The organism is Massilia putida (assembly GCF_001941825.1).
Lineage (GTDB): Bacteria > Pseudomonadota > Gammaproteobacteria > Burkholderiales > Burkholderiaceae_D > Telluria > Telluria putida.
Genome location: NZ_CP019038.1, coordinates 3,013,188 through 3,035,723, shown reverse-complemented (window position 1 = coordinate 3,035,723; position 22,536 = coordinate 3,013,188). Strand labels below are relative to the sequence as shown.

17 protein-coding genes are annotated in these 22,536 nt (G+C 64.5%); 7 read left to right on the top strand and 10 right to left on the bottom strand.

What is annotated here, in order from left to right:
• Positions 1 to 43 precede the first annotated feature (43 nt).
• Positions 44 to 1,294 (top strand): IS256 family transposase, encoded by a 1,251-nt coding sequence (locus BVG12_RS15625; protein ID WP_075791135.1) that lies wholly within the window; start codon positions 44 to 46, stop codon positions 1,292 to 1,294.
• A 12-nt stretch (positions 1,295 to 1,306) separates the two neighbouring features.
• Here the strand turns inward: BVG12_RS15625 and BVG12_RS15620 are convergent, their stop codons facing one another.
• The 3 genes from BVG12_RS15620 to BVG12_RS15610 form a co-directional block, all read right to left on the bottom strand.
• Positions 1,307 to 2,767, bottom strand: coding sequence for an alpha/beta hydrolase (locus BVG12_RS15620; RefSeq protein ID WP_179966270.1), 1,461 nt, complete (start codon positions 2,765 to 2,767; stop codon positions 1,307 to 1,309).
• Entirely contained in the window at positions 2,764 to 5,406 is a 2,643-nt protein-coding gene (locus tag BVG12_RS15615) for a type VI secretion system Vgr family protein (protein ID WP_075793206.1), read from the bottom strand. Before BVG12_RS15615 ends, BVG12_RS15620 begins: the two co-directional genes overlap by 4 nt.
• Before the next feature lie 326 nt (positions 5,407 to 5,732).
• Positions 5,733 to 6,698: a helix-turn-helix transcriptional regulator gene (locus tag BVG12_RS15610; RefSeq protein ID WP_075793205.1), complete on the bottom strand. Its 966-nt coding sequence runs from the start codon at positions 6,696 to 6,698 to the stop codon at positions 5,733 to 5,735.
• 79 nt (positions 6,699 to 6,777) lie between these two features.
• On the opposite strand from BVG12_RS15610, the gene BVG12_RS15605 reads away from it, so the two are divergent.
• Together BVG12_RS15605 and BVG12_RS15600 are read left to right on the top strand one after the other, a co-directional pair.
• Entirely contained in the window at positions 6,778 to 7,482 is a 705-nt protein-coding gene (locus tag BVG12_RS15605) for an NIPSNAP family protein (RefSeq protein ID WP_075793204.1), read from the top strand.
• A gap of 10 nt (positions 7,483 to 7,492) precedes the next feature.
• Positions 7,493 to 7,957 (top strand): DUF1579 domain-containing protein, encoded by a 465-nt coding sequence (locus BVG12_RS15600; RefSeq protein WP_229503896.1) that lies wholly within the window; start codon positions 7,493 to 7,495, stop codon positions 7,955 to 7,957.
• 157 nt (positions 7,958 to 8,114) lie between these two features.
• Here the strand turns inward: BVG12_RS15600 and BVG12_RS15595 are convergent, their stop codons facing one another.
• The gene (locus tag BVG12_RS15595) at positions 8,115 to 8,780 is read right to left on the bottom strand and encodes an endonuclease III domain-containing protein (RefSeq protein ID WP_075793202.1); all 666 of its coding nucleotides are present in this window, start codon (positions 8,778 to 8,780) and stop codon (positions 8,115 to 8,117) included.
• 166 nt (positions 8,781 to 8,946) lie between these two features.
• On the opposite strand from BVG12_RS15595, the gene BVG12_RS15585 reads away from it, so the two are divergent.
• Together BVG12_RS15585 and BVG12_RS15580 are read left to right on the top strand one after the other, a co-directional pair.
• Complete coding sequence (locus BVG12_RS15585) at positions 8,947 to 10,335, top strand: GGDEF domain-containing protein (protein WP_156895651.1); 1,389 nt, start codon at positions 8,947 to 8,949, stop codon at positions 10,333 to 10,335.
• A gap of 94 nt (positions 10,336 to 10,429) precedes the next feature.
• Positions 10,430 to 12,427 (top strand): alpha/beta hydrolase family protein, encoded by a 1,998-nt coding sequence (locus BVG12_RS15580; RefSeq protein ID WP_075793199.1) that lies wholly within the window; start codon positions 10,430 to 10,432, stop codon positions 12,425 to 12,427.
• Between the two features lie 37 nt (positions 12,428 to 12,464).
• On the opposite strand, the gene BVG12_RS15575 is transcribed toward BVG12_RS15580, so the two are convergent.
• Complete coding sequence (locus BVG12_RS15575) at positions 12,465 to 13,046, bottom strand: DJ-1/PfpI family protein (protein WP_075793198.1); 582 nt, start codon at positions 13,044 to 13,046, stop codon at positions 12,465 to 12,467.
• A gap of 125 nt (positions 13,047 to 13,171) precedes the next feature.
• On the opposite strand from BVG12_RS15575, the gene BVG12_RS15570 reads away from it, so the two are divergent.
• Positions 13,172 to 13,555, top strand: coding sequence for a hypothetical protein (locus BVG12_RS15570; protein ID WP_075793197.1), 384 nt, complete (start codon positions 13,172 to 13,174; stop codon positions 13,553 to 13,555).
• Between the two features lie 4 nt (positions 13,556 to 13,559).
• Here the strand turns inward: BVG12_RS15570 and BVG12_RS15565 are convergent, their stop codons facing one another.
• Genes BVG12_RS15565 through BVG12_RS15555 form a run of 3 tightly spaced genes read right to left on the bottom strand, consistent with a single transcriptional unit; the run spans position 13,560 to position 17,937 of the window.
• Positions 13,560 to 15,425 carry a putative bifunctional diguanylate cyclase/phosphodiesterase gene (locus BVG12_RS15565; protein ID WP_075793196.1) on the bottom strand — a complete coding sequence of 622 codons (1,866 nt, stop codon included), beginning with the start codon at positions 15,423 to 15,425 and terminating at the stop codon, positions 13,560 to 13,562.
• Positions 15,422 to 15,910: a YfiR family protein gene (locus BVG12_RS15560; protein ID WP_075793195.1), complete on the bottom strand. Its 489-nt coding sequence runs from the start codon at positions 15,908 to 15,910 to the stop codon at positions 15,422 to 15,424. Before BVG12_RS15560 ends, BVG12_RS15565 begins: the two co-directional genes overlap by 4 nt.
• 2 nt (positions 15,911 to 15,912) lie before the next feature.
• The gene (locus BVG12_RS15555; RefSeq protein ID WP_075793194.1) at positions 15,913 to 17,937 is read right to left on the bottom strand and encodes a TonB-dependent receptor plug domain-containing protein; all 2,025 of its coding nucleotides are present in this window, start codon (positions 17,935 to 17,937) and stop codon (positions 15,913 to 15,915) included.
• Between the two features lie 270 nt (positions 17,938 to 18,207).
• On the opposite strand from BVG12_RS15555, the gene BVG12_RS15550 reads away from it, so the two are divergent.
• The gene (locus tag BVG12_RS15550) at positions 18,208 to 18,663 is read left to right on the top strand and encodes a glycine zipper 2TM domain-containing protein (protein WP_075793193.1); all 456 of its coding nucleotides are present in this window, start codon (positions 18,208 to 18,210) and stop codon (positions 18,661 to 18,663) included.
• Between the two features lie 153 nt (positions 18,664 to 18,816).
• Here the strand turns inward: BVG12_RS15550 and BVG12_RS15545 are convergent, their stop codons facing one another.
• Together BVG12_RS15545 and BVG12_RS15540 are read right to left on the bottom strand one after the other, a co-directional pair.
• Positions 18,817 to 20,103, bottom strand: a complete 1,287-nt coding sequence (locus BVG12_RS15545; protein WP_083685080.1) for a cytochrome P450 — start codon at positions 20,101 to 20,103, stop codon at positions 18,817 to 18,819.
• Positions 20,100 to 22,373 carry a CHASE domain-containing protein gene (locus tag BVG12_RS15540; protein ID WP_229503895.1) on the bottom strand — a complete coding sequence of 758 codons (2,274 nt, stop codon included), beginning with the start codon at positions 22,371 to 22,373 and terminating at the stop codon, positions 20,100 to 20,102. The genes BVG12_RS15545 and BVG12_RS15540 overlap by 4 nt, the downstream gene beginning before the upstream one ends.
• Positions 22,374 to 22,536: the final 163 nt, after the last annotated feature.

Here is a 22,536-nt window from a genome sequence, read left to right as displayed (position 1 = left end):
TAAACGGTCATTTGGCAGGACACTGCCGCCATTAGGAGAAACGATGACCGTTGTAAAGCGTAACAAGCGGGCCAAGCCCGATCCGGAACTGCTCAAACTTGCCGACGGCCTGCTGGCAAACTACCAGAAGCCCGAGGACCTGATCGGCGAAAATGGGCTGCTCAAGCAGCTCACCAAGATGCTGGTCGAGCGCGCGCTGGAAGTCGAGATGACCGACCACCTGGGCCACGACAAAAGCGGCGAGGTGACCAACAGCACTGCCAACACCCGCAACGGCCATAGCATCAAGACGCTCAAGGGCGATTTCGGCGCGCTGCCGCTTGACGTTCCTCGCGACCGCCAGGGCACGTTCGAGCCGCAGATCGTCGTCAAGCATCAGACACGCTGGACCGGCTTCGACGACAAAATCATCTCGCTCTACGCGCGTGGCCTGAGCGTGCGGGAGATCCAAAGCCATCTGGAAGAGATGTACGGCACCGAGGTGTCACCGACCCTCATTTCCAACGTCACGGACGCTGTCAGCGAGGATGTGAAGCTCTGGCAGGCCCGCCCGCTCGACGCCGTGTACCCGATCCTCTATCTCGACTGCATTCACGTCAAGGTGCGCGACAACGGCGCGGTGCGTACCAAGGCGGTCTACCTGGCCATCGGCGTCAACATGGATGGCCACAAGGAGGTGCTGGGCCTGTGGATCTCCCAAACTGAAGGCGCGAAGTTCTGGCTGCAGGTCGTGACCGAGCTAAAAAATCGTGGCGTGCAGGACATATTCATCGCCTGCGTCGACGGCCTGAAAGGCTTCCCGGACGCCATCGAGGCGGTCTACCCGCAGACCTCGGTTCAGCTGTGCATCGTTCACATGGTGCGCAACAGCCTGAATTTCGTGCCCTGGAAAGCGCAGAAGGAAGTCGCCGCCGATCTGAAGTTGATTTACAGTGCAGCCACTACCGACGAGGCTGAACTCAGGCTTGCCGAATTCGAAGATAAATGGGATAAACAGTATAAACCGATAAGTCAGTCCTGGCGCCGTAACTGGGCGCGCGTCATACCGTTCTTCGACTACCCGCCGGAAATCCGAAAGGTGATATACACCACGAACGCTATTGAATCGATTAACATGAGCCTGCGAAAAGTGACCAAGGCCCGCAGTTCCTTTCCGACCGATGAAGCTGTCAGCAAGCTGTTTTATCTTGCCCTGAACAACATCAGCAAGAAGTGGACGATGCCGATACGGGACTGGAAAGCTGCGTTAAACCGCTTCGCCATCCAGTTTGAAGACCGGGTGCCGCAGACTTAAACGAAGAATCGTTTACACAGAATCTGGTACACCCCCGTGAAAAGTAGTACTGATATCCTCAATAAAAGCGGCAGCTTCTTTCAGACGTCTGTTAACGGCCGTGATACCTCCACCTTTCTTCTCATCTACGCGCCCGGGATTGACCCAATCCGGATTGAATAGCCGCCACCACTTGTCTGCAGGCTGCAGATAAATGCTTTCCAAGGCGCTTTCCTCGTTACTAGGCAAACTCCACATCTCGCGCCCTGATCCATCCAAAACTTTGAGCCACGCCTTGCCGTAGGCCGATCCAGGAAACAATTCTAGGGCAGCAGGTGCATTGGCCAGGATGGCGGTCGCATTTTGCCCATCGATTCCGAGAACGCGTGCCCCGATTTCAGCAATCGTTCCAGGTCCTTCAAGGAAGCCGAATCGCGTGCGCTTGTAGGACGCAGCGGCGCCCATGGTCGGCATCACATTGTGGTAAATGCCGAGTACCTTGACGCTGGGGTCGTTGAGCAGATTTCCATACTTCGGATGGATGAGCGCGCGTGCGAGAAGACCGCCCATGCTGTGCGTTACGATAATCACCTCGTCGCATTGGAAACCCCGTTTCTGGTAGCCTGTGGCAAGCCCGCGGATGCGGTCTGCGATTACCTTTGCAGATTCGCCGTTGCTCTTCAGGTAGTTGTAGCCCATGGCGTGGACCGGATACCAGCAAGCGGCGACTTTGCGCAGATCTTTCTCGGTCAACGCAGTATCAAAATCGACGGCGCCGAAGGTGCTCGGGTTTGCGAGGACTCGCTGCCAATTCGGATTGATCCGGTCATGAACGAACATGTTGTTAAGATAGCTTTCAGCCGTTGTCAACATCTGGCCATAAGCCCCTTTGAACAAGACTTCGCTCCAGCCGCGCCATCTTGCTATCTGCGCCGGGGATTCGCGCTTGGCGGTAGCCGACCGGCGATTGGGCAGGTGGCCCGTTCGTAGCGATGGCCCCATCAAGGGTGGGATGGGCTGGAGACTGTCAGGAACATTTTGATGTCGCTGGTCCGCCGCCAGCGTTTCCTTGCCCTCGGGATCAAAACGTCCTTTGCTCTCGGTATAGTGGTAGTACTCGACTTCCGTCTCGTTCGGATCGAGCATGAGTTGCCGTTGCGCCGGCGTGGCGTTTTTGTACCATCCGCCAATGTCAGTGTCGAAAGCCGCAAGACCTACCTCGTTCACGATGCCGACCATATCGTCCGGCCGCCACGACCGGTTGTCTAGTCGGTCCAGCTTTTTCTGCCGTTCCCTGCTTAGCCTTAGGTTACTGCCCATCACGCCTGGCAGGAAAATCACAGGAAGAACTTTGCGCGGCGGTAGCTTGACATCGTGGCGGATTGTGTCAGATGTTTCCGTCATGTAGACCGTGTATTCGGCCCATCCGCCGACACCCTGCGTGAATTCGCCCTGGTGATTTCCTCGCTCATTCAGTCCGGATTGGTCGCTCATGGTAATTCGCCCTTGTAGCGGATGGTGTAGGAGTCGAAACTGCCTGATTTCTGAACTTGGGTGCTGCCGCTGGCTGAGGTTTTTCCGTCGATGACTGTTCCATCGCCGCGCACGAGTTCGTAAGCGATGTTCTTCTCCGGTTTCATATTCGCGTTGACGAAGTTGACCTCCTGGTCAAATCGATAGTCGGACGAGCGTTCATTGAAAGCCTGCGATACGCTTTTTGCAGGCAACGTTTCCAGGTTGCCGTGGAATAGCACAGGTGAAGAGGTGAAGAATTGGACCTGCTCACCGATCTCGACCATGTTGTTCACGCCATGCAGCCGCACGCCTTTTTTGCCGCGGATATCAACCCAATCCGTCTCACTGAGTAGTTCAAGGACCTTGTTGGCAATGACCTCCACGTCATCCTCTTGCGCTTGCACGGACACCTTGCCTCCGGCAGCGATCAGCTTCATGCCGGCCTTGTGCACGAATAGCCGAAAGGTCTTGCCAATACTTGCGAAAAGCCCGTCGACGCTCGCGATCGACAGGCTTTTGCCGCTGGTGATGGCGGTGTGACGGCTGCTGGCGATGTGGGTGGATTGCGCGGAGCTGAGTTCGATCCCGGCCGGGCTCGCGACGATAAGGTGCGGCTCGGTCAATTCCGGGAACTCTCCTTTGCCGCCGCCCCGGATGCCCTGGTTCTGGGACTTGAGGTCCTCAACGGCGTCCGCTTGCTGGGGTTCCTGCTTCTCCTGAGCGCCATAGTGCTGCGCCATCCCCGTCAACTGCTCTTGCACGTCCGCGGCAGCCCACAACCGCTGAATCGTCTCGCCCATGTCCTTGATGTAGGAAGCCACGTTTGGCCGCGCCTCCGTGGTGATGAGCATGCCTTGGTTCGCACGTGCCACGCCTACGGCTTTGGTGGCCAGTTCGCACCCTTCGCCGCGTGGGTCGTTTCTCCCGGACGTGTCTTCGACGCGGGTAATGTGCTCAAGCGACAGCTGGCTGCACTGATGATCGCTCTTCAGCTGTGCCTGGATCTTGCCTGCGGTGTTGTCGAGCACCAGGTGATTGCCGCGCCCGCTGCCTTCACCCGCCTGCATTTCACGGCTGCGCAGGCCCGTCAAAGCCTGCTGCTCCGACAACTGCCAGGGCGGCATGTGAGTGGAGTTATACAGCGCACCCAGGATCACCGGGTGGTCGATGTTCCCGTCGAGACAGACGACCGCCACTTCCTCGCCGACCTGCGGCAGGCGGATCTTCCCGAATTCGTTGCCCGCGCCCGGCGACATCACGCGCAGCCAGGGTGAACTGTTCTCGTCGTGTTTGCCCAGCCTGTCCCAGTGAAACTGCACCTTGACCCGTCCATAGCCATCGGTGTGGATCTCGGAGCCGGCGGGCCCGACCACGATGGCCGTCTGGATGCCGGGGTAGGTGCAGGGTTGGCTGTTGTAGTGACGCCCCGGGCGCCACTGGATATCCTTCCGCACGCAGCGGAATGTGTTCTCGTAATTCGATGGCGCGCCTGGCCCAGCCTGATAATTGTTGCTCGCTTCGTGGTCGACGGAGAGGATCAGGTAGTCGCGGTCGCGGTCGCGGATGCTGGGCTGGGCGGGCTCTCCGCGCTTGGGAAAGCGCAGCTCGGCACTGAAGTGGTCGCCGAGCTTGAAGCACCGGCCTGGCTGGGCGGTGCGGTCGTTGCAGCGCGCTTCGAAGGTCTGCGCGTTCGCGTCGCGCTCGCCCATGCCCTGCTGCGCGAGCCGTTCGCCCTCGTCGTGCGTGCGGAACCCGTACGAGCTCGTGTTTTCGTAGATTTCATAGGGATAGACGTCGCCCTGGTTGTTCAGGGACTCGGCACTCGCCCGTTGCGCGACCGGGTTTTTGTAGTCGAAGCTGGCCAGGGTCGTCCGGCCTGAGCCGATGCGGCGCACGGGGCTCCACTCGCGGATGCCGTCGTCTTCGAGCGAACCGGCCTTGTCACGGAACGGAATTTCGCCGGAATCGTCAATACCGGTCGGATCGATGGGCTGCGCGAGCGTGCTCTTGTCGCTGAGCCAGAGCGTATGCCGGTCGGCCCGGTGCTCGTACCAGTAGTGCAGCCCGAGGTCTTCCCAGCAGCGGTGCAGGCGGTTGTAGTCGGTCTCGCCGTACTGGTTCGCGCAGGTCAACCGCGGATAGTCGCCGACGATGACCGGATTCCAGTCGGCCTGGCGGTAAGGGGCAAACGTGAGCTCGGTCAGTTCGAGGGCGCTCTTGCCGTGGAAGGACCGGTTGTCCTTGCGGAGCTTGGCGAATGCCAGCCAGGGTTCGAGCACCATGAGGTAGAACGCGAAGCCGCCATCGGCGCGAAGGAAGCGGAATTCGGTGACGTAGCCGTTGAAGTACCATAGCGAGCCGTCTTCGCGCACCAGGGAGAGCGTGACCATCCTGGCCATCATCGCCTTCAACGGAATCCGTGCGTCATCGGACAGGAGTTCGACCTCGAAGCGGAAGCATCGGGAGACTTCTTCGTGCGCCGTCAGCCGGTTCTGCAGGAGGATGGCTTCCAGTGCATCGCCGAGGGGGAAGTCCAAGCACATCATGCGGTCGTGCTGCGCATCGTGACTGAACGCCGACAGCGCAGCTCCCGCCGCGATCGCTTGGCTTTCGCCCATGTGTTGCCTCCGATGGGTTATCAGGTATCAGATTTTCCATCGGCTAAGATAACCAACACGTCTAGGGTGACCTTGACTACGAGCAAGAACCGGGCTCTGCTTTTGTCTTGATGGGTAGCAGAACGATAATTGATGTTCGCTGCATGTGCTGATCTTGCTCAGCTTGATTAATCTCAAGGCGAGCTGACGGCTTGCGCTGCTTCAGCCAGCTCGGCATTATTTCATGACCCTGTTCCACACTGAAAATCTGATAGATTCATGCTGGGGAAGCGCTAAAAGTGGGAAGTCTATATTGTCTACATAGCGCAGTGTGGCTGCTCCTGCCCTCAGCACCCATATAACGCCGACACCTGTCTTAGCCGCGACACCATCGCCTTCCTCAGCCTGACCGGCCCCGTCACCTCGACCTCCGGCGCCAGCCGCAACAACTGGCCAGCGCCATGCTCAACCGACTCGATAGGAATACGCAACGCCACCCGCCCATCCCGCCGCCGCGAAGGCCGCGCCTCCGCGACAGCACGCGCAACCGCCGCATTCAGGTAACGCAAATTCTTGAGCCCAACCGGCGTCGCCAGCACATCCGCATAATCCGTATAAAGCTCCGACTCGAACCGCGCAACAGCGTCCGCCCAGTACCGCGCCAAATCGAACCGTGCCGGCCGCCGCACGCGTTGTTCCAGCATGGCGGCGCGCTTCACGTTCGAGATCCGATAGGTACGCGGCTTACCCTCCGATGCAGCAACGAGATACCACGCACCCGCTTTCAGCACCAGCCCCAGCGGATGAACGACCCTCTCCACTTCGTCCCGCCAACTCTCGTAGCACAAGCTCAATTGCCTGTCCGACCAGACAGCCTCCGCGACGATCGCGAGGTACGGCACCGCATCGGCCTCGCGATACCAGTCCACCGGATCGAGATGAAACCGCGACTGCATCTTCTGCGCTTCCGTGCGCGACGATTCCGGCAGCGAGGTCAACAATTTGAGCTGCGCACCCTGTAGCGGCTTGTCGAGGCCGAGGTCGGCTGCCGGGCCGGCCAGGCCGCTGAGGAACACGACTTGCGCTTCGGCGGGTGTCAGTCCGGTGAGCCGCGTATTCCAGCCGTCGAGCAGGCGGAAGCCGCCGGTGCGGCCGCGTTCCGCGTAGATCGGCACGCCGGCGGCGGTGAGTTGGTCGATGTCGCGATGCAGGGTGCGCACGGATATCTCCAGCGCCTCGGCCAGTGCGGCGGCGCTCATGGGGCCGCGCGTCTCGAGCATCATTTGGATGGAAAGCAGGCGGCTGGCACGCATGATCGGGCGGAATATATGACATGGGGTGGCAGATATTCTAGTCGATACTGCATGGACCGAAGCCAACAAGGAGACAGTCATGTCCAGCAAAAATCCGGAAATCGTCGAGCTGCGCCAGTACACGCTGCGCCCGCAACAGCGTGACGCATTGATCGATCTGTTCGACCGGGAATTCGTCGAATCGCAGGAAGCCGAAGGCATGAGCGTGATGGGCCAGTTCCGCGATCTGGATGATCCGGACCGCTTCGTCTGGCTGCGCGGCTTTGCCGACATGGCGTCGCGTGCGCGTGGGCTGCAAGGCTTCTATGGCGGACCGATCTGGGCGGCCCATCGCGATGCGGCGAACGCGACCATGATCGATTCCGACGATGTCCTGCTGCTGCGGCCGGCGTGGGACGGTGCCGGCCTCGCGCACGATCCCGCACGGAGGGGAGGGCACGAGGCCAACAAAGCGCCGCCGGGCCTGGTCGATGTGACCGTGTTCAGTCTGAACGACGTCGCAAGCCAAGCGCTGCTCGACTTCTGTCGCGAGCGCATGACGTCGGTGTTGCGTCAGGCAGGCGCGCTGACGCAGGGTTGGTATGTCACCGAACATAGCCCGAACAATTTCCCACGGCTGCCCGTGCGCGAGGGAGAAAACGTGCTCGTCGGCGTGACGGTGTTCGAGGATACGATCGACGAGAACTGGCAGCGCGACCTCGCGCCGGCCCTGTCGCAGTGGCTGAAAAAGCCGCCGCGTTCCATGAAGCTCGTCCCGACAACCCGCTCGGCCATCCATGCATGAGGAGACCACCATGAACGATTTCGATTTCCTGACCGGTCTCTGGACAGTCCGCCATCGGCGCCTCAAGGAACGGCTTGCGGGATGCACCGAATGGGAAGAGTTTCCGGGCACATGTCACATGCGACCGGTGCTGGACGGTCAGGCGAACGTCGACGACAACGTGCTGGAACTGCCGTCGGGAACCTATCGCGCGGTCACGATCCGCGCCTACGATCCGGTGACGAGACAATGGTCCATCTGGTGGCTCGACAGCCGCCATCCCCACAACCTCGGCGTCCCGGTCGTCGGCGCGTTCCAGGACGGTACCGGCACCTTCTTTGCCGATGACATCCTGAACGGCCAGCCTATCCGCGTGCGTTTCCTCTGGACGGATATCACGGCCGCGAGCGCGCGCTGGCAGCAGGCGTTCTCGACGGACGGCGGCGCGACGTGGGAGACGAACTGGGTCATGGCGTTCGAGCGCGTTACTTCTTGAATACCCGCGCAGCAGGCCGAAGGCGCCCTGCGTGATCACGTCCGTCGCCGAGGGCGCCGTGAGCTGGGCGGGGCGGGCTGCGCCGGCTGCCCGCCGGCGGCGTCATCGCCGTGGCCGGGCACCGCCCCCGAAACAGCCCACTTCGGGGGCGAGCCCATCAACGATGCTCGTCGACACCGACCTGCCGGCACATGTCCAGTACCGGGCAGGTCGAACACTTCGGCCGGTTTCCGGTACAGATGTGCTTCCCGAACGGTACCAGCAGCCGGTTGATGTCGATCCAGTACCGCTGCGGCAGCGTGTTTTCGAGCGCGACCAGCGTCTTTTCGGGCGTGGAAGCGTTGACGTATCCCCAGCGCCCTGTCACACGATGCACGTGGATGTCGACACTGATGACGGGCGTTCCGCAGGCGACCCCCAGCACCAGGTTCGCGCACTTGGGGCCGACGCCGGCGAAGGACAGCAGCACATCGCGGTCGCAGGGCAGCGTGGCGCCGAACCGTTCGTGCACGTCGCGCGCGATGGCCAGGATCTGATTCGCTTTGCGCTCATGGAACGTGCCGGGACTGATCAGGGCGTCCAGCTCTTCCCATGTGAGCCGGGCGACTTCCGCCGGTAACCGCGCCCGCGCGAACAGCTTGCGCGAGACCGGCAGCGTCACCTCGTCATAGGTGCGGATCGAGATGATGCAAGCCAGGAGTTGCTCGAAGGTCGAGGTATAGCCTTCTTCGGCCAATTGGAAGAGGGCGGCTTTGGGCCAGGGCTGTACGGCTTGCTCGATGCGGTCGAGGGCCACGCCGATATCGAATGGTTGCTTTTCCATGAACCATGTCCCCGTTATCCGCTAGCAGAAGAGCAAGAATACGCAGTTTTTACGTGATCTTCCGTTCTGTATCGCACAGCGAGACTTGTTCGTCATTTCACGAAAAGACAACAAATGGCGGCAGAGTATGACAGTTGTGTTGCATGCCCCGAATTGGTGAGGTATCTTGCTATGCCACAAGGAATCTTTACGTGGATCAATCATGTCGGCGTCTTCTGCAGACTCTTCTCTCCAGCCTCTTGTCCGTTTACTCGGCCACGCCCGCTATGTATTCAGCGGGTTGCTGCTCTTGACCGTGGTCTTGCTCAGCTGGCAGCACTGGGGCATGGAGAAAGTGGTCGAGTTGACCGGTGATCATTTTCCAGTCAGCGTCGAGGATGATCGCGGCGGCGGCGGCGCGTCCGTCGGCTCGCTCGAGCGGAAAGGGCACGATCTGATCGTGCATTGCCATATCTCCCGGAAGAGCTCGTGGCCTTATTGCAAGCTGACCTTCGAATTCCTCAAGGACGGCGCGGGCATGAACATGTCCGGTTTCGATTACATGACCATCGACGCAAGCTATGCCGGGCCGGGGAAGTCGAATTTCGGATTGGTTCTCGCGAATGCCGAGGAGGGCATGACCAAGCTCGACCAGTGGCAAACCTACAAGGTCAACCAGATCGACGCGCTCGACCTGCCGGCGGATGGCCGTCTACTGATACCGATGAAGTGGTTTGGCGTGGCGCAATGGTGGAAGGATATGGCCAAGCCATCGCTGGAGCATTCCGCCGTCGCCATCGACAACGTCGCGCGCGCCGAGTTGATGATCAGTGGCGAGCAGGAAGGCGAGAGCGTGTTCACCCTGCACCGCCTGCGCCTGCACGGCAAGATGATCAGCCGGGACCTTTTGTTGATGGGGGTCGTGGCAGCGTGGGTACTGTGCGCCGTCGGCTGGATGACGATTCTCACGTTGTCATTGCGCACGCAGCTTAAGGATAGCAAGGCGGCCATCGCGCTGCTCAGCGAGGTCAACAAGGCACTGGAGCTCGAGGCGCGCGACCTGGCCGGCCAGGTGCATATCGATCCGCTCACGGGCGTGCTGAACCGGCAGGGCTTGCGTGCGGCGCTGATGAGCACGTCGAACCTGCTGAGCGATCCGATGGCCGTGATCTTTATCGACATCGACCACTTCAAGCGCATTAACGATATGCATGGCCATGACGTGGGCGATGACGTCCTGCGCAAGTTTGCCAACGTCGTCTCGTCCGGCATCCGCTCGTCCGACCGGCTCGTGCGCTGGGGCGGCGAGGAATTCCTGATCGTCTGTCCGATGACCAATGTGTACCAGGGACAGATCTTGGCGGAAAACCTGCGCCATGCCCTCCACCAGCAGACGTGGCCGGCAGGAATGCGCGTGACGGCGTCGTTCGGCGTGGCGCAACACCACCAGGACGACGAGGTCGGCGTCGTCATCAAGCATGCCGACCAAGAACTGTACCGCGCCAAGCAGGGCGGCCGCGACCGCGTGTGCGCACACATGGCGCCGGACAGGGGCGCTACCGCCGAAGCAGCTTAATATCGCATTACATTTACATAAATCAAAGATTTCATATTGACAAAAGTTGCTGATAGGGCAACGATGGGCGATTGTTACATCAACAATCGCCACCATGAATCGACTGTCATCTCTTTTGCTGTCCATGCTCGCAGCGATGCCGCTGCTCACCGCACATGCGGGCGTTCACGCCGCCGAACGTCCCCCCGTCGAGAGTTTCTTCCGTCATCCCGACGTTGGTTTCGTGAAATTGTCGCCGAGCGGGCGCTATGTTGCGCTCCTGAACCGCCTGGACGGCGGCCAGCAGGCGCTCGTGGTGCGCGAGACGGTGGACCTGAAAAAGGTCACCACCGTCACGACGTTCGACAGCGCGCGCCTGCAGGCTCTCGGATGGGTCAACGACAACCGTCTGACCTTTACGCTGAAGAATGTAAAAATCGAATTCGAAGGCAACTACGACCAGTTCGCCGTCGACCGCGACGGTACGCACCTGACGCACCTGATTTCGGGGAACTGGCTTCATCAACAGGAAAGCCTGGGAACCTTGATCAAGGACCGGGTGCTGAAGGCCGATCACATCTTCATGGGCGTGACCCACGATGGATCCGACGACATCATTGTCGGAAAGCTCAGCTGGAATAACATCGATCCGCAACCGCAAGCCCTGCATCCGTACCGCCTGAACACACGCACGCGCATCCTGAGCGACATGGTGAAGGGGCCGCAGCCCGAGCATGTGCGGCACTGGTTGTTCGATGCGTCCGACCAGCCGCGCGTGGCCATCGCCCGCGGCAAGGGCCGATGCATCGCCTACTATCGCGCCGACGTCGCGGGGCCGTGGAGCGAGATCAGCAATCGGGATTGCTATCAGGACGAGGCGTTCCAGCCGCTGATGTTCGACAATCGCAACACATTGTACGTGCGTGCCGGCTACAAGGGACGCACGGCCCTGTTCGCCTTCGACCTGGACAAGAAAACGCTGGACAAGACGCCGTTCGTCGATATCGACGGGTTCGATTTCCAGGGCACGCTGGAACAGGATTACGGCGCCAAGAAGATTCTCGGGGTGCATTTTGAGGCCGATGCCGCTTCCACGGCCTGGCTCGATCCGACCATGCAGGCGATCCAGAAAAGAGTCGATGCGCTATTGCCGGGCACGATCAATCACGTCACATGCGCACAGGATTGCCGCACTCCGGCGGCCGTCGTCGTTTCCTCCACGTCCGACCGCACGCCGCCCACCTATTATCTGTACACGCCGGCCGATGGCCGTATCGTGGGGCTGGGCAGCAGCCATCCGGACATCCAACCGAAGCAGATGGGCACGCGCGATTTCTTCCACTATGCCGCGCGCGACGGCCTGCAGATCCCCGTTTACGTGACGATGCCACCGGATAAGGCCGCGGGGCCGCGCGCGGCGATCGTGCTCGTCCATGGCGGCCCCTATGTGCGCGGCGGATCATGGGAATGGGATGAAGAGGCACAGTTCCTGGCGTCGCGCGGCTACGTCGTGCTGCAGCCGGAATTCCGCGGCAGCACGGGCTTCGGGGCCGCGCATTTCCGCGCCGGCTGGCAGCAGTGGGGGCGGGCGATGCAGGACGACCTTGCCGACGCCGCCGCCTGGGCCGTCAAGCAGGGCTGGGCCGATCCGAAGCGCATCGGCATCATGGGCGCCAGCTATGGCGGCTATGCCACGTTGATGGGCCTCGTGCGCGATCCGGACGTGTTCCGCGCCGGCGTGGAATGGGCCGGCGTGACCGACATCGAACTGCTGTTCACGGCGGTCGAAAGCGATGCGTCCGAGGATGCGCGCCGCTACGACATGAAGACGCTGATCGGCGACGCGCTCACGAATCCGGCGGCCTTCGCGGACGTGTCGCCGCTGGCGCAGGCCGGCCGCATCCGCCAGCCGCTGCTGATGGCGCATGGCGCGCAGGACCGCCGCGTGCCCGTCGTGCACGCGGCGAAGATGCACGACGCCGTCAAGGCGAAGAACGCCAACGTGGAGTACGTCGTCTATCCGGAGGAAGGCCACGGCTGGCGCCACGAAGACGACAGCATCGATTTCTGGAAGCGCGTCGAAGCCTTCCTCGACAAGAACCTGGCGCACTGAGAGGCGTGACGCGCCGCAGGCGCGCCACGCGGTCGGATCACAGGGCGATCTCGGTCCCGAGCCGCTTGAGGAATTGCGCGATCCATTGCGGATGCGCGGGCCAGGCCGGTGCGGTGACGAGGTTGCCGTCCGTGACGGCCGCATCGACCGCGATGTCGGCGTATTCTCCGCCCGCCAGGCGGACCTCGGGCGCGCACGCGGGGTAGGCCGACACGCGCTTGCCGCGGATGACGTCGGCGGCCGCCAGCAGCTGGGCGCCGTGGCAGACGGCGGCGATCGGCTTGTCGGCGTGGGCAAAGCCCCGCACCAATGCGATCACCTGCGGGTCGAGGCGCAAATACTCGGGCGCGCGGCCGCCCGCGATGACGAGGGCGTCGTAGTCGTCGGCGCTGGCCTCGGCGAAGTCGGCGTTCAGCGCGAACTGGTGGCCGGGCTTTTCGGTGTAGGTCTGGTCGCCTTCGAAATCGTGGATCGCGGTCTTGACCTTGTCGCCCTTCTTCTTGCCGGGGCAGACGGCGTGCACCGTGTGGCCTACCGCCTGCAGCGCCTGGAACGGCACCATGGTTTCATAATCTTCCGCAAAATCGCCGGTCAACAACAGGATTTTTTTCGCTGCCATCGTGTGTTCTCCTAAAAGGGTTCCCTGGACTTGCCTCGACAAGATACCATCGTCGTGCGGGCCCCGTAAGGCTTGATGTTCGGCACGTTTTGTTGCCGGGCCAGACCCGCATCAATGGAGTCATCATGACCGTGGACGAACTGAAATCGCTGGCCCAGGCATCGGCCGCCGTGACGCGCCCCTGTGCCTGCGCCATCGATACGTATCGCGAATGGACGCGCGTTCCTGTGGATTTTCCGGAAGAGAGCATGCGCACGGTGGGCACGCTCGTCGACGATCCGTACGGCGAACCGACGTTCGCCGAGTATCACCCGCACGGCACGACGTACTGGTCGGCAGACGCACCCATCGCGCCGCGCCACTATCCGTACAACCGCGCGGAGGTACGCCAATGCGCCGTGTGCGCGCGCTGCGCCTTGCGATATGTGGAGGCGGGCGGGTACTACGTCGAGCCGCGTATCCGGGCGCTCGCGCCAGGCCTGATCGTCGACGCGCCCGCGCCGGACTGACGGATCAAGCTGCCGGCACGCGTTCCTCGAGCACGCGCGCACGCAGGGCCGCCAGCGGCAGCGGGCGCGCTAGCAGGTAGCCCTGCACGTAGTCGCAGCCGGCCTGGCGCAGCCATTCGAACTGCTCGGTTTCTTCGACGCCCTCGGCCACCACGGTCAGGTTGAAACCGTGCGCGAGGGCGATCACGGCGCCGGCGATCGTCGTGCCCGACGTGGGCAGCAGGCGGACGAAGCTGCGGTCGATCTTGAGGTGGTTGATCGGGAAGGTCTGCAGGTAGGCGAGCGACGAGTAGCCGGTGCCGAAGTCGTCGATCGACAGGCGCACGCCCAGCGCGCGCACGTTGTGCATGAAGTCGACGGCCACGTCCAGGTCTTCCATCAGCATGCTCTCGGTGAGCTCCAGCTCCAGGCGCTCCGGCGGCATGCCCGTCGTCGCCAGCGTGTGCTCGACGACGCGGATGAAGTCCTTGTCGCGCAGTTGGCGCGCGGAGACGTTGACGGCCATGCTGAGCCACGTGCCGGTCTGGCGGTACAGGGCGACCGCGTCCAGGCAGGCGCGTTCCAGCACCCATTTGCCCACCTCGACGATCAGGCCGCTCTCCTCGGCGATGGGGATGAATTCGGCCGGCGAAATATAACCCTGGTCCGGATGCGGCCAGCGCAGCAGCGCTTCCACGCCGACCATCTTGCGCGGGCCGCAGGCGTATTGCGGCTGGTAGCACAGCTCCAGCAGGCCCGCTTCGAGATGGCGGCGCAGGTCGCGGTCCAGGCGCGCGCGCCGCTGGGTGGCGAGGATCATCTCGCGCTCGAACACGGCCACGTTGTCGCGGCCGTTGGCCTTGGCGCGGTACAGGGCGGCGTCGGCGTTGCTGAGCAGTTCGCTCATCGTATGGGCGTCGTCCGGGAACACGCAGGCGCCGATGCTCGCGGTGGGCGTCACTTCCAGGCCTTCGACCTGCAACGGCTGGCGCAGGCCGCCGATGATGCGCTGGCCCACGCGTTCCAGTTCGGCCGCATCCTCGAGCGGCGCGACGATGACGGCGAATTCGTCGCCGCCGATGCGGCCGATGCGGTCGCTGGGGCGTGCCGTGGTGCGCAGCACGCTCGCGACCTCGCGCAGCAGGTGGTCGCCGGCGGCGTGGCCGGCCGTGTCGTTGACGACCTTGAAGTTGTCGAGGTCGATCAGCAGCAGGCCGATGCGGCCGCCCGCCTCGGTGCGCATGGCGATCTCCAGCTCCAGCGCTTCATAGGTGCAGCGGCGGTTCGGCAGGTCGGTCACGGTGTCCGTATAGGCCAGGTGCTTCAGCTGCGACTCGGCGCGGCGCATGCGCGCCTTGGTGCGACGCGTGAGCAGCGACGTCGTCACCAGCGCGCCCAGCGACGCAAGGCCGAGCAAGGCGCCGTAGCGCAGCAGGCCGTTGCGGATGCCGACCGTGTCGGCCGTGAGCACGACACGGCCCAGAGCCATGCCGCGGTAGCGGATCGGCCGCGCCACCGAGAGCGGCGCGAACAGCGTCCAGTCGCGCAGCAGCGACGGCGTCTCGTCGACGGCGCCGTTGCGGTAGGCGGCGAATTCGACGTCCTGGCGGTCATACACGGTGGCGGCGGCCAGGAACGACGAGTGGCGGAACGAGCGCAGCATCTCGTGCGCCGCGTCCTGGTCGTGGAACATCAGTGTGGCCGCCACGTTGTCGGCGATGATCGCGGCCTGCACCGTGAGGTCGTCGGTGAGGTTGCGGCGCAGGGCGACGAACTGGTAAGCGAGCAGGATGCAGCAGGCGACGCCGAGCGCGGCGGCCGCGGCCAGCAGCTGGCCCACGCCGAGCATGCGGCTCAGTTCCCCGGGGCGTCGCGCCGTCGTCGGGTTCATAGCACGTTCCTCGCGAGGCGCAGCAGGTGGGACGAAAAGCGCAGGCCGCTCCTGGCCGCTTCCTGCGTGTCGATGTCGAAGCGGATGTGCTCATCGTCCTCGACGAGGGTGATGGCGGCCTTGCTGCCGGCGCCGTCGCGCACGACGAGCACGCCCGTCGTCAGCGCGGCCGGGCGTTCGGTCGTGCGCGCCAGCACGGCGATGTCGCAGCGCGGGGCCTTGGGATGCGCGAGTTCCGTCACGGTCCACGGGCGGCCGTTGACGGGCTTGCCGCTCAGGGCGTGCAGGCCGGGCCAGAGCGGGTTGTCGGGACTCGCGCACACGACCAGCGGCGCTTTCGTGTTCGCGTCCGGCCAGGTCGTGAACATGGCGAAGTTGAAGATGTACGCCGACTTGAGGTCCGCGCCGTCGACCTGGGCGCGGCACATGCCGGCCGCCAGCCCGAGGCCGGACACGATCGCGAGGAGGGCGAGCACGCGGAACATGGTCAGAACCGCCAGTCCAGTTTCGCGGCCAGCGTCCGGCCCTCGCGCGCGAGCGTCGATTGGACGAAGGCGGGGCCGGCCACGTCGGCATAGCGCTGGTCGAGGGCGTTGTACGCGCTCAGCGACAGTTCCGTGCGCGGCAGCAGCTGCAGCGCGGAAAGCGTGACGTTGGCCACGCAATACCCGGCCGCCGCGCCCTGCTCGGCCAGGCGCTTGCCGCTGCACAGCAATTCGGCGCCGACGCGGCCGCCGCGCCAGCCCAGCGGGGCGGTGAGATTGGCCTTGGCCAGGTGGCGCGGCGAATCGATCAGCGGCGCGCCGTCCGTGCCCCGCGCCAGCTGCCAGGAATAACTCGCGCGCACGCGCACGTTCCCGAAGTCGCGGTCGAGCGCCGCTTCGAGGCCGCGGGCGTCGGCATGGTCGATGTTGCGGAAGATGAGCAGGCCGCGCTTCGGGTCGTGCTGCTGGCTGATCAGGTCCTGCACCTGGTAACGGAACAGCGACAACGTCGCGTGTCCGCCGCCGGCCAGCAGGTGCTCCAGCACCAGTTCGCGCGTCGCGACGCGTTCCGGCTGCAGGTTGAGGTTCGGGAGCTGGCCGTCCGGACCCGACGTGGCGTAGTACATCTCGTAGGCGTTCGGCGTGCGGAATGCGCTGCCGACGATCAGCTTGACGGTATCGAAGGCCGTCGTCTTGTGCACGATGGCCACGCGCGGGCTGAAACGATGCGTGTCCGGGGTCTCGCGTTCGTCGTAGCGCACGCCCGCGTTGACGAGGAAGCCGGCCGGCAGGCGGATCTCGTCTTCCACGAACACGGCGCGGCGGATGGCGCTGTGGTGATCGTTCAACTGCAGCACATACGGCTGCGCGTCGTAGTTGTACTGGTCGCGGTGCGCATCGTTGCCCAGCTCGGCGCCGAGCACGATCTTCTGGCGCGGCAGGTTCGTCAGCGTCGCGTTCACGCTCGCACCATACCAGCGCGCGTGGGCGCCGTCGATGTTCAGGCGAGGCACGGCGGTGTCGCTCGGATACCAGCCCGTGCCCACGTAATCGGCCTGGCCCGATTGCACCTGGGCCGCGAGCGCCAGCGCGGGCGCGACCTGGGCGTTCCAGGTCAGGCCGATGCTCGTCTGGGTATCGCGCGTGCGGTCCGGCGCGCCGAACACGGCGCCGAAGGAGGCGGTCGGGATGCCCTTGGTGCGGGCCACGTGGCTGGCCGACAGCGTCACGCCTTGGACGCTGCCCTTGACGAGGAAGTTCTGCGCGCGGTCCCAGTCGAGGCGGCGGGCGACGCCGCCGTTGGTGGCCGGCGTATCGAACTCCGGGAAATACAGGTCGCGCCCCGTGCGGTTGAAGGCGCTGGCGGACAGCAACAGGTCGGCGCCGTTCTGCCCGTGCCAGCCGTAGCTCGTGCGCGCCCGGCGCTCGCGCTGGGTGCCGGCGGTGAGCGAGCCCTGGAGGCCGGACAGCCCGCTGCCGTCGCGCGTGACGACGTTGATCACGCCGAACAGGGCGTTCGAGCCATACACGGCCGAGCCGGGACCGGGCACGAATTCGATGCGCTTGACCATGTCCATGTCGAGCAGGCCTTCGGTGCCGATGAGGGCCTGGTCGTATACCGTGTCGTTGACGCGCACGCCGTCGACCAGCAGCAGGAAGCGGCTGTTGTAGTCGCCCGGACGGAGGAAGCCGCGCGCGCCCAGGTAGGCGTAGTTGCGGTCATTCGTCACATACAGGCCGGGCAGCGTGGCCAGCGCGTCGGCCAGGGTGCGCCAGCCGAAGTCGCGGATGTCCGCGGCCGTGAGCACCACCACCGACGACGGCGCGTCGCTGATCGGCTGGGCGAATTTCGACGCGGTCGTCACGACCCGCATCTGCATCAGGTCCTCGAGCGGCATGGTGCTCAACGTCTGGATATTGCCGCCGTCGGCGGCGTCCACGCCGGCCTGCGCCGCCTGGGCGCAATGCAGCAGGGCGGTGCAGGCGAGGACGTGCAGGGCAGCGCGCGACGGGATGCGTTTGGACATGGAATGACGAAGGCCGACGGTCGCGGCTCGTTGCGTTTAATTATTTCAAATTATCACTTGTCGGTACTATAGAAAAACTTTTTGGAGCGTGGCATCGAAAGTTGCATCAAAAAGACAGAATTGCATATTTACAGTACGAATCATTCCATATTGCACCGAAAGTGACCAGTTACACTCGCTTGCAATTGATACTCTTTCACTCTTTCCAGCGTGGAGCATGGACGTTACTCTGTACACATGTTTGCTACAACGATATCGAAGGGGAATACCATGCAACGCACGTCCATCCGCGCAACCGCCCGTGCCGCCCTGGTCGCGGCAGTCTTCGCCGCCGCCGCCGCGCCATTCGCGGCCCAGGCTGCACCGGACCACAATCCGCGTGCCGAAGCGGAGTGCCGCAACTGCGGCACGGTCGTCTCGAACCATACGTACAAACGTGAACCCGAGCGCGCCAGCGGCGTCGGCGGCGTGGGCGGTGCCGTCGTCGGCGGCCTGCTGGGCAACCAGGTCGGCAGTGGCCGCGGCCGTACCCTCGCCACGGTGGCGGGCGCGATGGGCGGCGCGTATGCCGGCAACCGCATCGAGCGCAACATGAAGGCCGAAACCTATACGGACGTGCGCGTGAAGATGGCCGCCGGCGGCTATCGCACCTTCACGGAAAAGGGCGCGGCGCGCTTCCGCAACGGTGAACACGTGCGCGTGCTGGACGGGCGCCTGGTGCGCTGAGACGGCTCGTCGTTCCCGTGAAAACGGGAACAGCCCACTGGGCTGCTGCCCCCATACTGAGCTCCCGAAGCCGGACGTCAAGCACCATTGTGTCCGAGGTTCGGCATTCTGCACCTCAGTATGGGGCCCCGCCTGCGCGGGGACGACGTTGTTTTAGGTTCCCGGTGCACGCACGTTCGTGATCACGAACCCGCTGGCCGGCAAGGTCGGAATGCGGCGCAGGCCGACCGTCAAGTCCTGTGGCGGCACGTCGTAGGCGATTTCACCCGCGAACAGCTGCAGCGCCGATTTCACCAGATCGGCCGTGACGAATTCGCCCGGGCAGCGGTGGCCCGAATAATGGTCGCCGCCGCCGTGCGGCACGTAGTCGAAGCCGCTGCTTTGCCAGCGCTCGAAACGCTCCGGCCGGAACACCTCCGGATCACCCCACAACGCCGGGTGATGGTTCGTGCCGTACAGGTCGAACAGCACCCACGTCCCTTTTTTCACATGCAGTCCGTGCCAGTCGAAGGCGTGCAGCGCACGGCCGCCCATCGCCGGAATGAATGGGTAAAAGCGGCGCACTTCCTGCACGAACCAGTTGATGTAGTCGTCGTCGCGGGCGGCGATGCGCGTACGGCAAAGCGGATGTTCGTGCAGCGCCAGCAGGGCGAAGGCGATGTAGCGCGCCACGGCCACCGTCGGCCGCAGCAGGTTGATGAGTTCCACGCCCGCGTGCTTGCGGTTCATGAGTTCCCCGTCGGCGTCGCGGTGGCGTGCGACCACGTTCAGCGGGCTGTCGAACGGCGGCTGCACCTGGCCGGCGCGCACGGCGTCGACCAAGGCGCGGGCCCAGTGCTCGGTGCGGGTGCGCACGAGCAGGCCGCGCCAGTTGCGCGGGCCGGCCGAACCGGCGCCGGCGATCATTTGCGCGAATTCCTTGGTGCGCCGGGCCGCTTCTTCCGCGTTGACGGGAATGCCCGCCCAGCGGCACGCGGCCCGGCACAACACTTCCTGCGCCGCCTCGTGCACGACCACGTGCGGTCGCGCGCCCCAGCGCGCGAACTGCGTGCGCCATTCCGCCGCCGCCAGGCCCACGAGGCGCTGCCGCTCCAGGGGACCGAACAGCGACATCAGCATGGCCTTGCGCTTGCGGTGCGCCTCGCCGTCCAGCGCCATCACGCTGCCGAAGTCCTGCAGCAGGGCCATCGTCGTCGCCGGCAGCGCGTGGCGGCGCGTGAAGCGGCCGGGCTGATAAAACATGCGCGCCGCATCCTCGCCGCGCACGCACAGCGCGCGGCGCAGCATCAGCCGGGCCGCGAACATGTCGCCGCCCAGGGCCGCATAACGCCGCGGCATGAATTCGTAGCCTTCCGCGAGGAAGGCGAGCGATTGGTCGAAGCCGGGCGCGCGCGGCGCGGCGTCGATGGCGGCGGCGTGGCGGCGAGGGTAGGCGGTCATGGTCGGTGCGGCACCGGCAGGAAGGCCGGGTCGGGGGTGTCCTGCAGGGCGCGCGGCAGGTAGATCGTGACGGTCGTCCCTTCGCCCGGCCGGCTCGCCAGCCGGATATGGCCGCCGCTCTGCTTGACGAAGCCGTGCGCCATCGACAAGCCGAGGCCCGTGCCCTTGCCCTCCGGCTTGGTCGTGAAGAACGGTTCGAAGGCGCGTTCCATCACGTCGGGCGGCATGCCGGTGCCGGTGTCGCTGACGGCGATGGTGACGAATTCGCCGGGACGGATGCCGGAATACGCCAGCTGGTCGGCCGGCGCTATCGTCGTGTTCGCCAGCGCGATGGTGACGCTGCCGCCGCCCTCCATCGCGTCGCGCGCATTGATCACGAGGTTCAGCAGCACGTTCTCCAGCTGGTTGGGGTCGACGAGGACGTTCCACAGGTCGGGCGCAATGTCCATGCGGATCGCGACGCTGTCGCCGGCCGCGCGGTGCAGCAGGCTGTCCATGCGTTCGATGAGCTGGGCGAGGTTGACGACGCTCGGATGCAGCGGCTGGCGGCGCGCGAAGGCGAGCAGCTGGGCGGTCAGCTTCTTGCCCCGTTCCACGGCGTCGAGGATGTTCAGGAGGCGCTTGCGGCTGTTGTCCTCGGCGCGCAGCATCAGCTGGACGTTGGCGCTGATGATGTGCAGGATGTTGTTGAAGTCGTGCGCCACGCCGCCCGTCAGCTTGCCCACGGCCTCCAGCTTCTGGGAGCGCAGCAGCGCCGCGCGCGCTTCCTCGAGGCGCTGCTGGCGCTGGTGCTCGCGTTCGGCCGTTTCCTTGCGCGGGCGGATGTCGCGCACGAACGCCGTCACGCCGTAGCCCTGTGGGGTGGGCAGCGCCGTGATCGCGATCTCCACCGGAATCTCCTGGCCCTCGCGCGTCAGCGCCGTCGCTTCCGTCGGACCCGTCATCCGGGGACAGTCGCCGCTGTGTGCGAAGCGGTCCAGGCAGTCGCGCCATGCGCCGCGTTCCGGCGCCGGGATCAGGAGGTCGAGCACGTTGCGTCCGACGGCTTCGTTTTCGCGCCAGCCGAACAGCTGGCAGGCCCGCAGGTTCCAGTCCGTGATGCGGCCGTCCGGGGCGATGGCGATGAAGGCCTCGTAGGCCGTCTGCAGGATCAGGCGCACGCGTTCGCGCTCGGCGTCGATGCGGTCGCGCGAGGCGCGCAGTTCGACCGTCATCCCCTGCGCCAGTTGCAGCGCGCGGCGGCGTTCGGAGGCCAGCAGCCACACGACCAGCGCCAGCAGCACGCCGAGACCGATGCCGGTCAGCGCGATCGCGACCGTCGCGCGGCGGTCGATCGATGCCTCGAAGCCGGGCGTCGAATGCACGACGACGGTCCACGCCCGGCCGGCGCTGTCGACCGTCGTCTGGTAGCTCAGCCGGGGGCGATGGCGGGCGGGCGCGTTGCCGGGGGCGCGATACAGCAGGGCGTCGGCGGTGGGGGCCATGCCGTCGTAGATCTCGACCTGCAGGCCGCCCGGATATTCGCCGCCCAGGCCGCGCATCAAATCGTTCATGCGGAACGGCGCATACACCCAGCCGACGATGGCGGCGCGGCGGGCCGCGATCGTGTCGTGCGCCTGGCCGGCCCGATAGACCGGCACGTACATCAGGAAGCCCGACTGTTCGCCGCGTTTATCGTCCTGCACCAGCACGACCTTGCCGGTGGCGGTGGCGTGTCCCGAGTCGCGCGCCGCCTCCATCGCGTCGCGTCGCGCCGGTTCGCTGAACATGTCGTAGCCGAAGGCGCGCAGATTGCGACCCGAAAAGGGTTCGATGCGGGTGACCGACGTGATCACGGGCCGCGTCCCGGGCGGCTTGATCGCGTAGTCGCGGAAGCCCTCGGCGCGCATGGCGGCGACGTGGGCGTCCAGCCGCCCGGGCGGGATGATCGCGGCGATGCCCATCGCTTCGATGCCGGGGAAGTGGTCGTTCAGGCGCAGCAGGGCGTAGTAGTCGGCGAATTCGGCGCGCCCGACGTCGACCGAGCCGCGCAGGAAGCCGCTCGTGGCCAGCAGCACTTCCTCGTAGACGTCCATGCGCCGGTCGATGCTGGTGGCGAGTTCGCGTGCCCGGAAATTGAAATTCCCCGCCAGTTCGCCCGCCGCCGTCCGCTGCGCGTTGCCGGCCACCATATAGGTCACGATCAGCGCCGCGAGGAACGCGAGCGCGGCCAGGAGAAGGGGAAGGTGGGCTGGGCTGCGCGGCGAGGCGCGTCTGGATGATGTGGGCAATGGCTCTGAATGCGGCATGACTGCTGTACGCTGTACTCGACAAGGCGATGAGGGTGAAAATCCGTTGCCGGCAAGGCAAGCGCGCCGTCCTGTAAGGATACGCATGGTTGGACGGAACGGGCGCACAACAGGGCTGCGGCTACAATGGGCGTTTTATGCCATG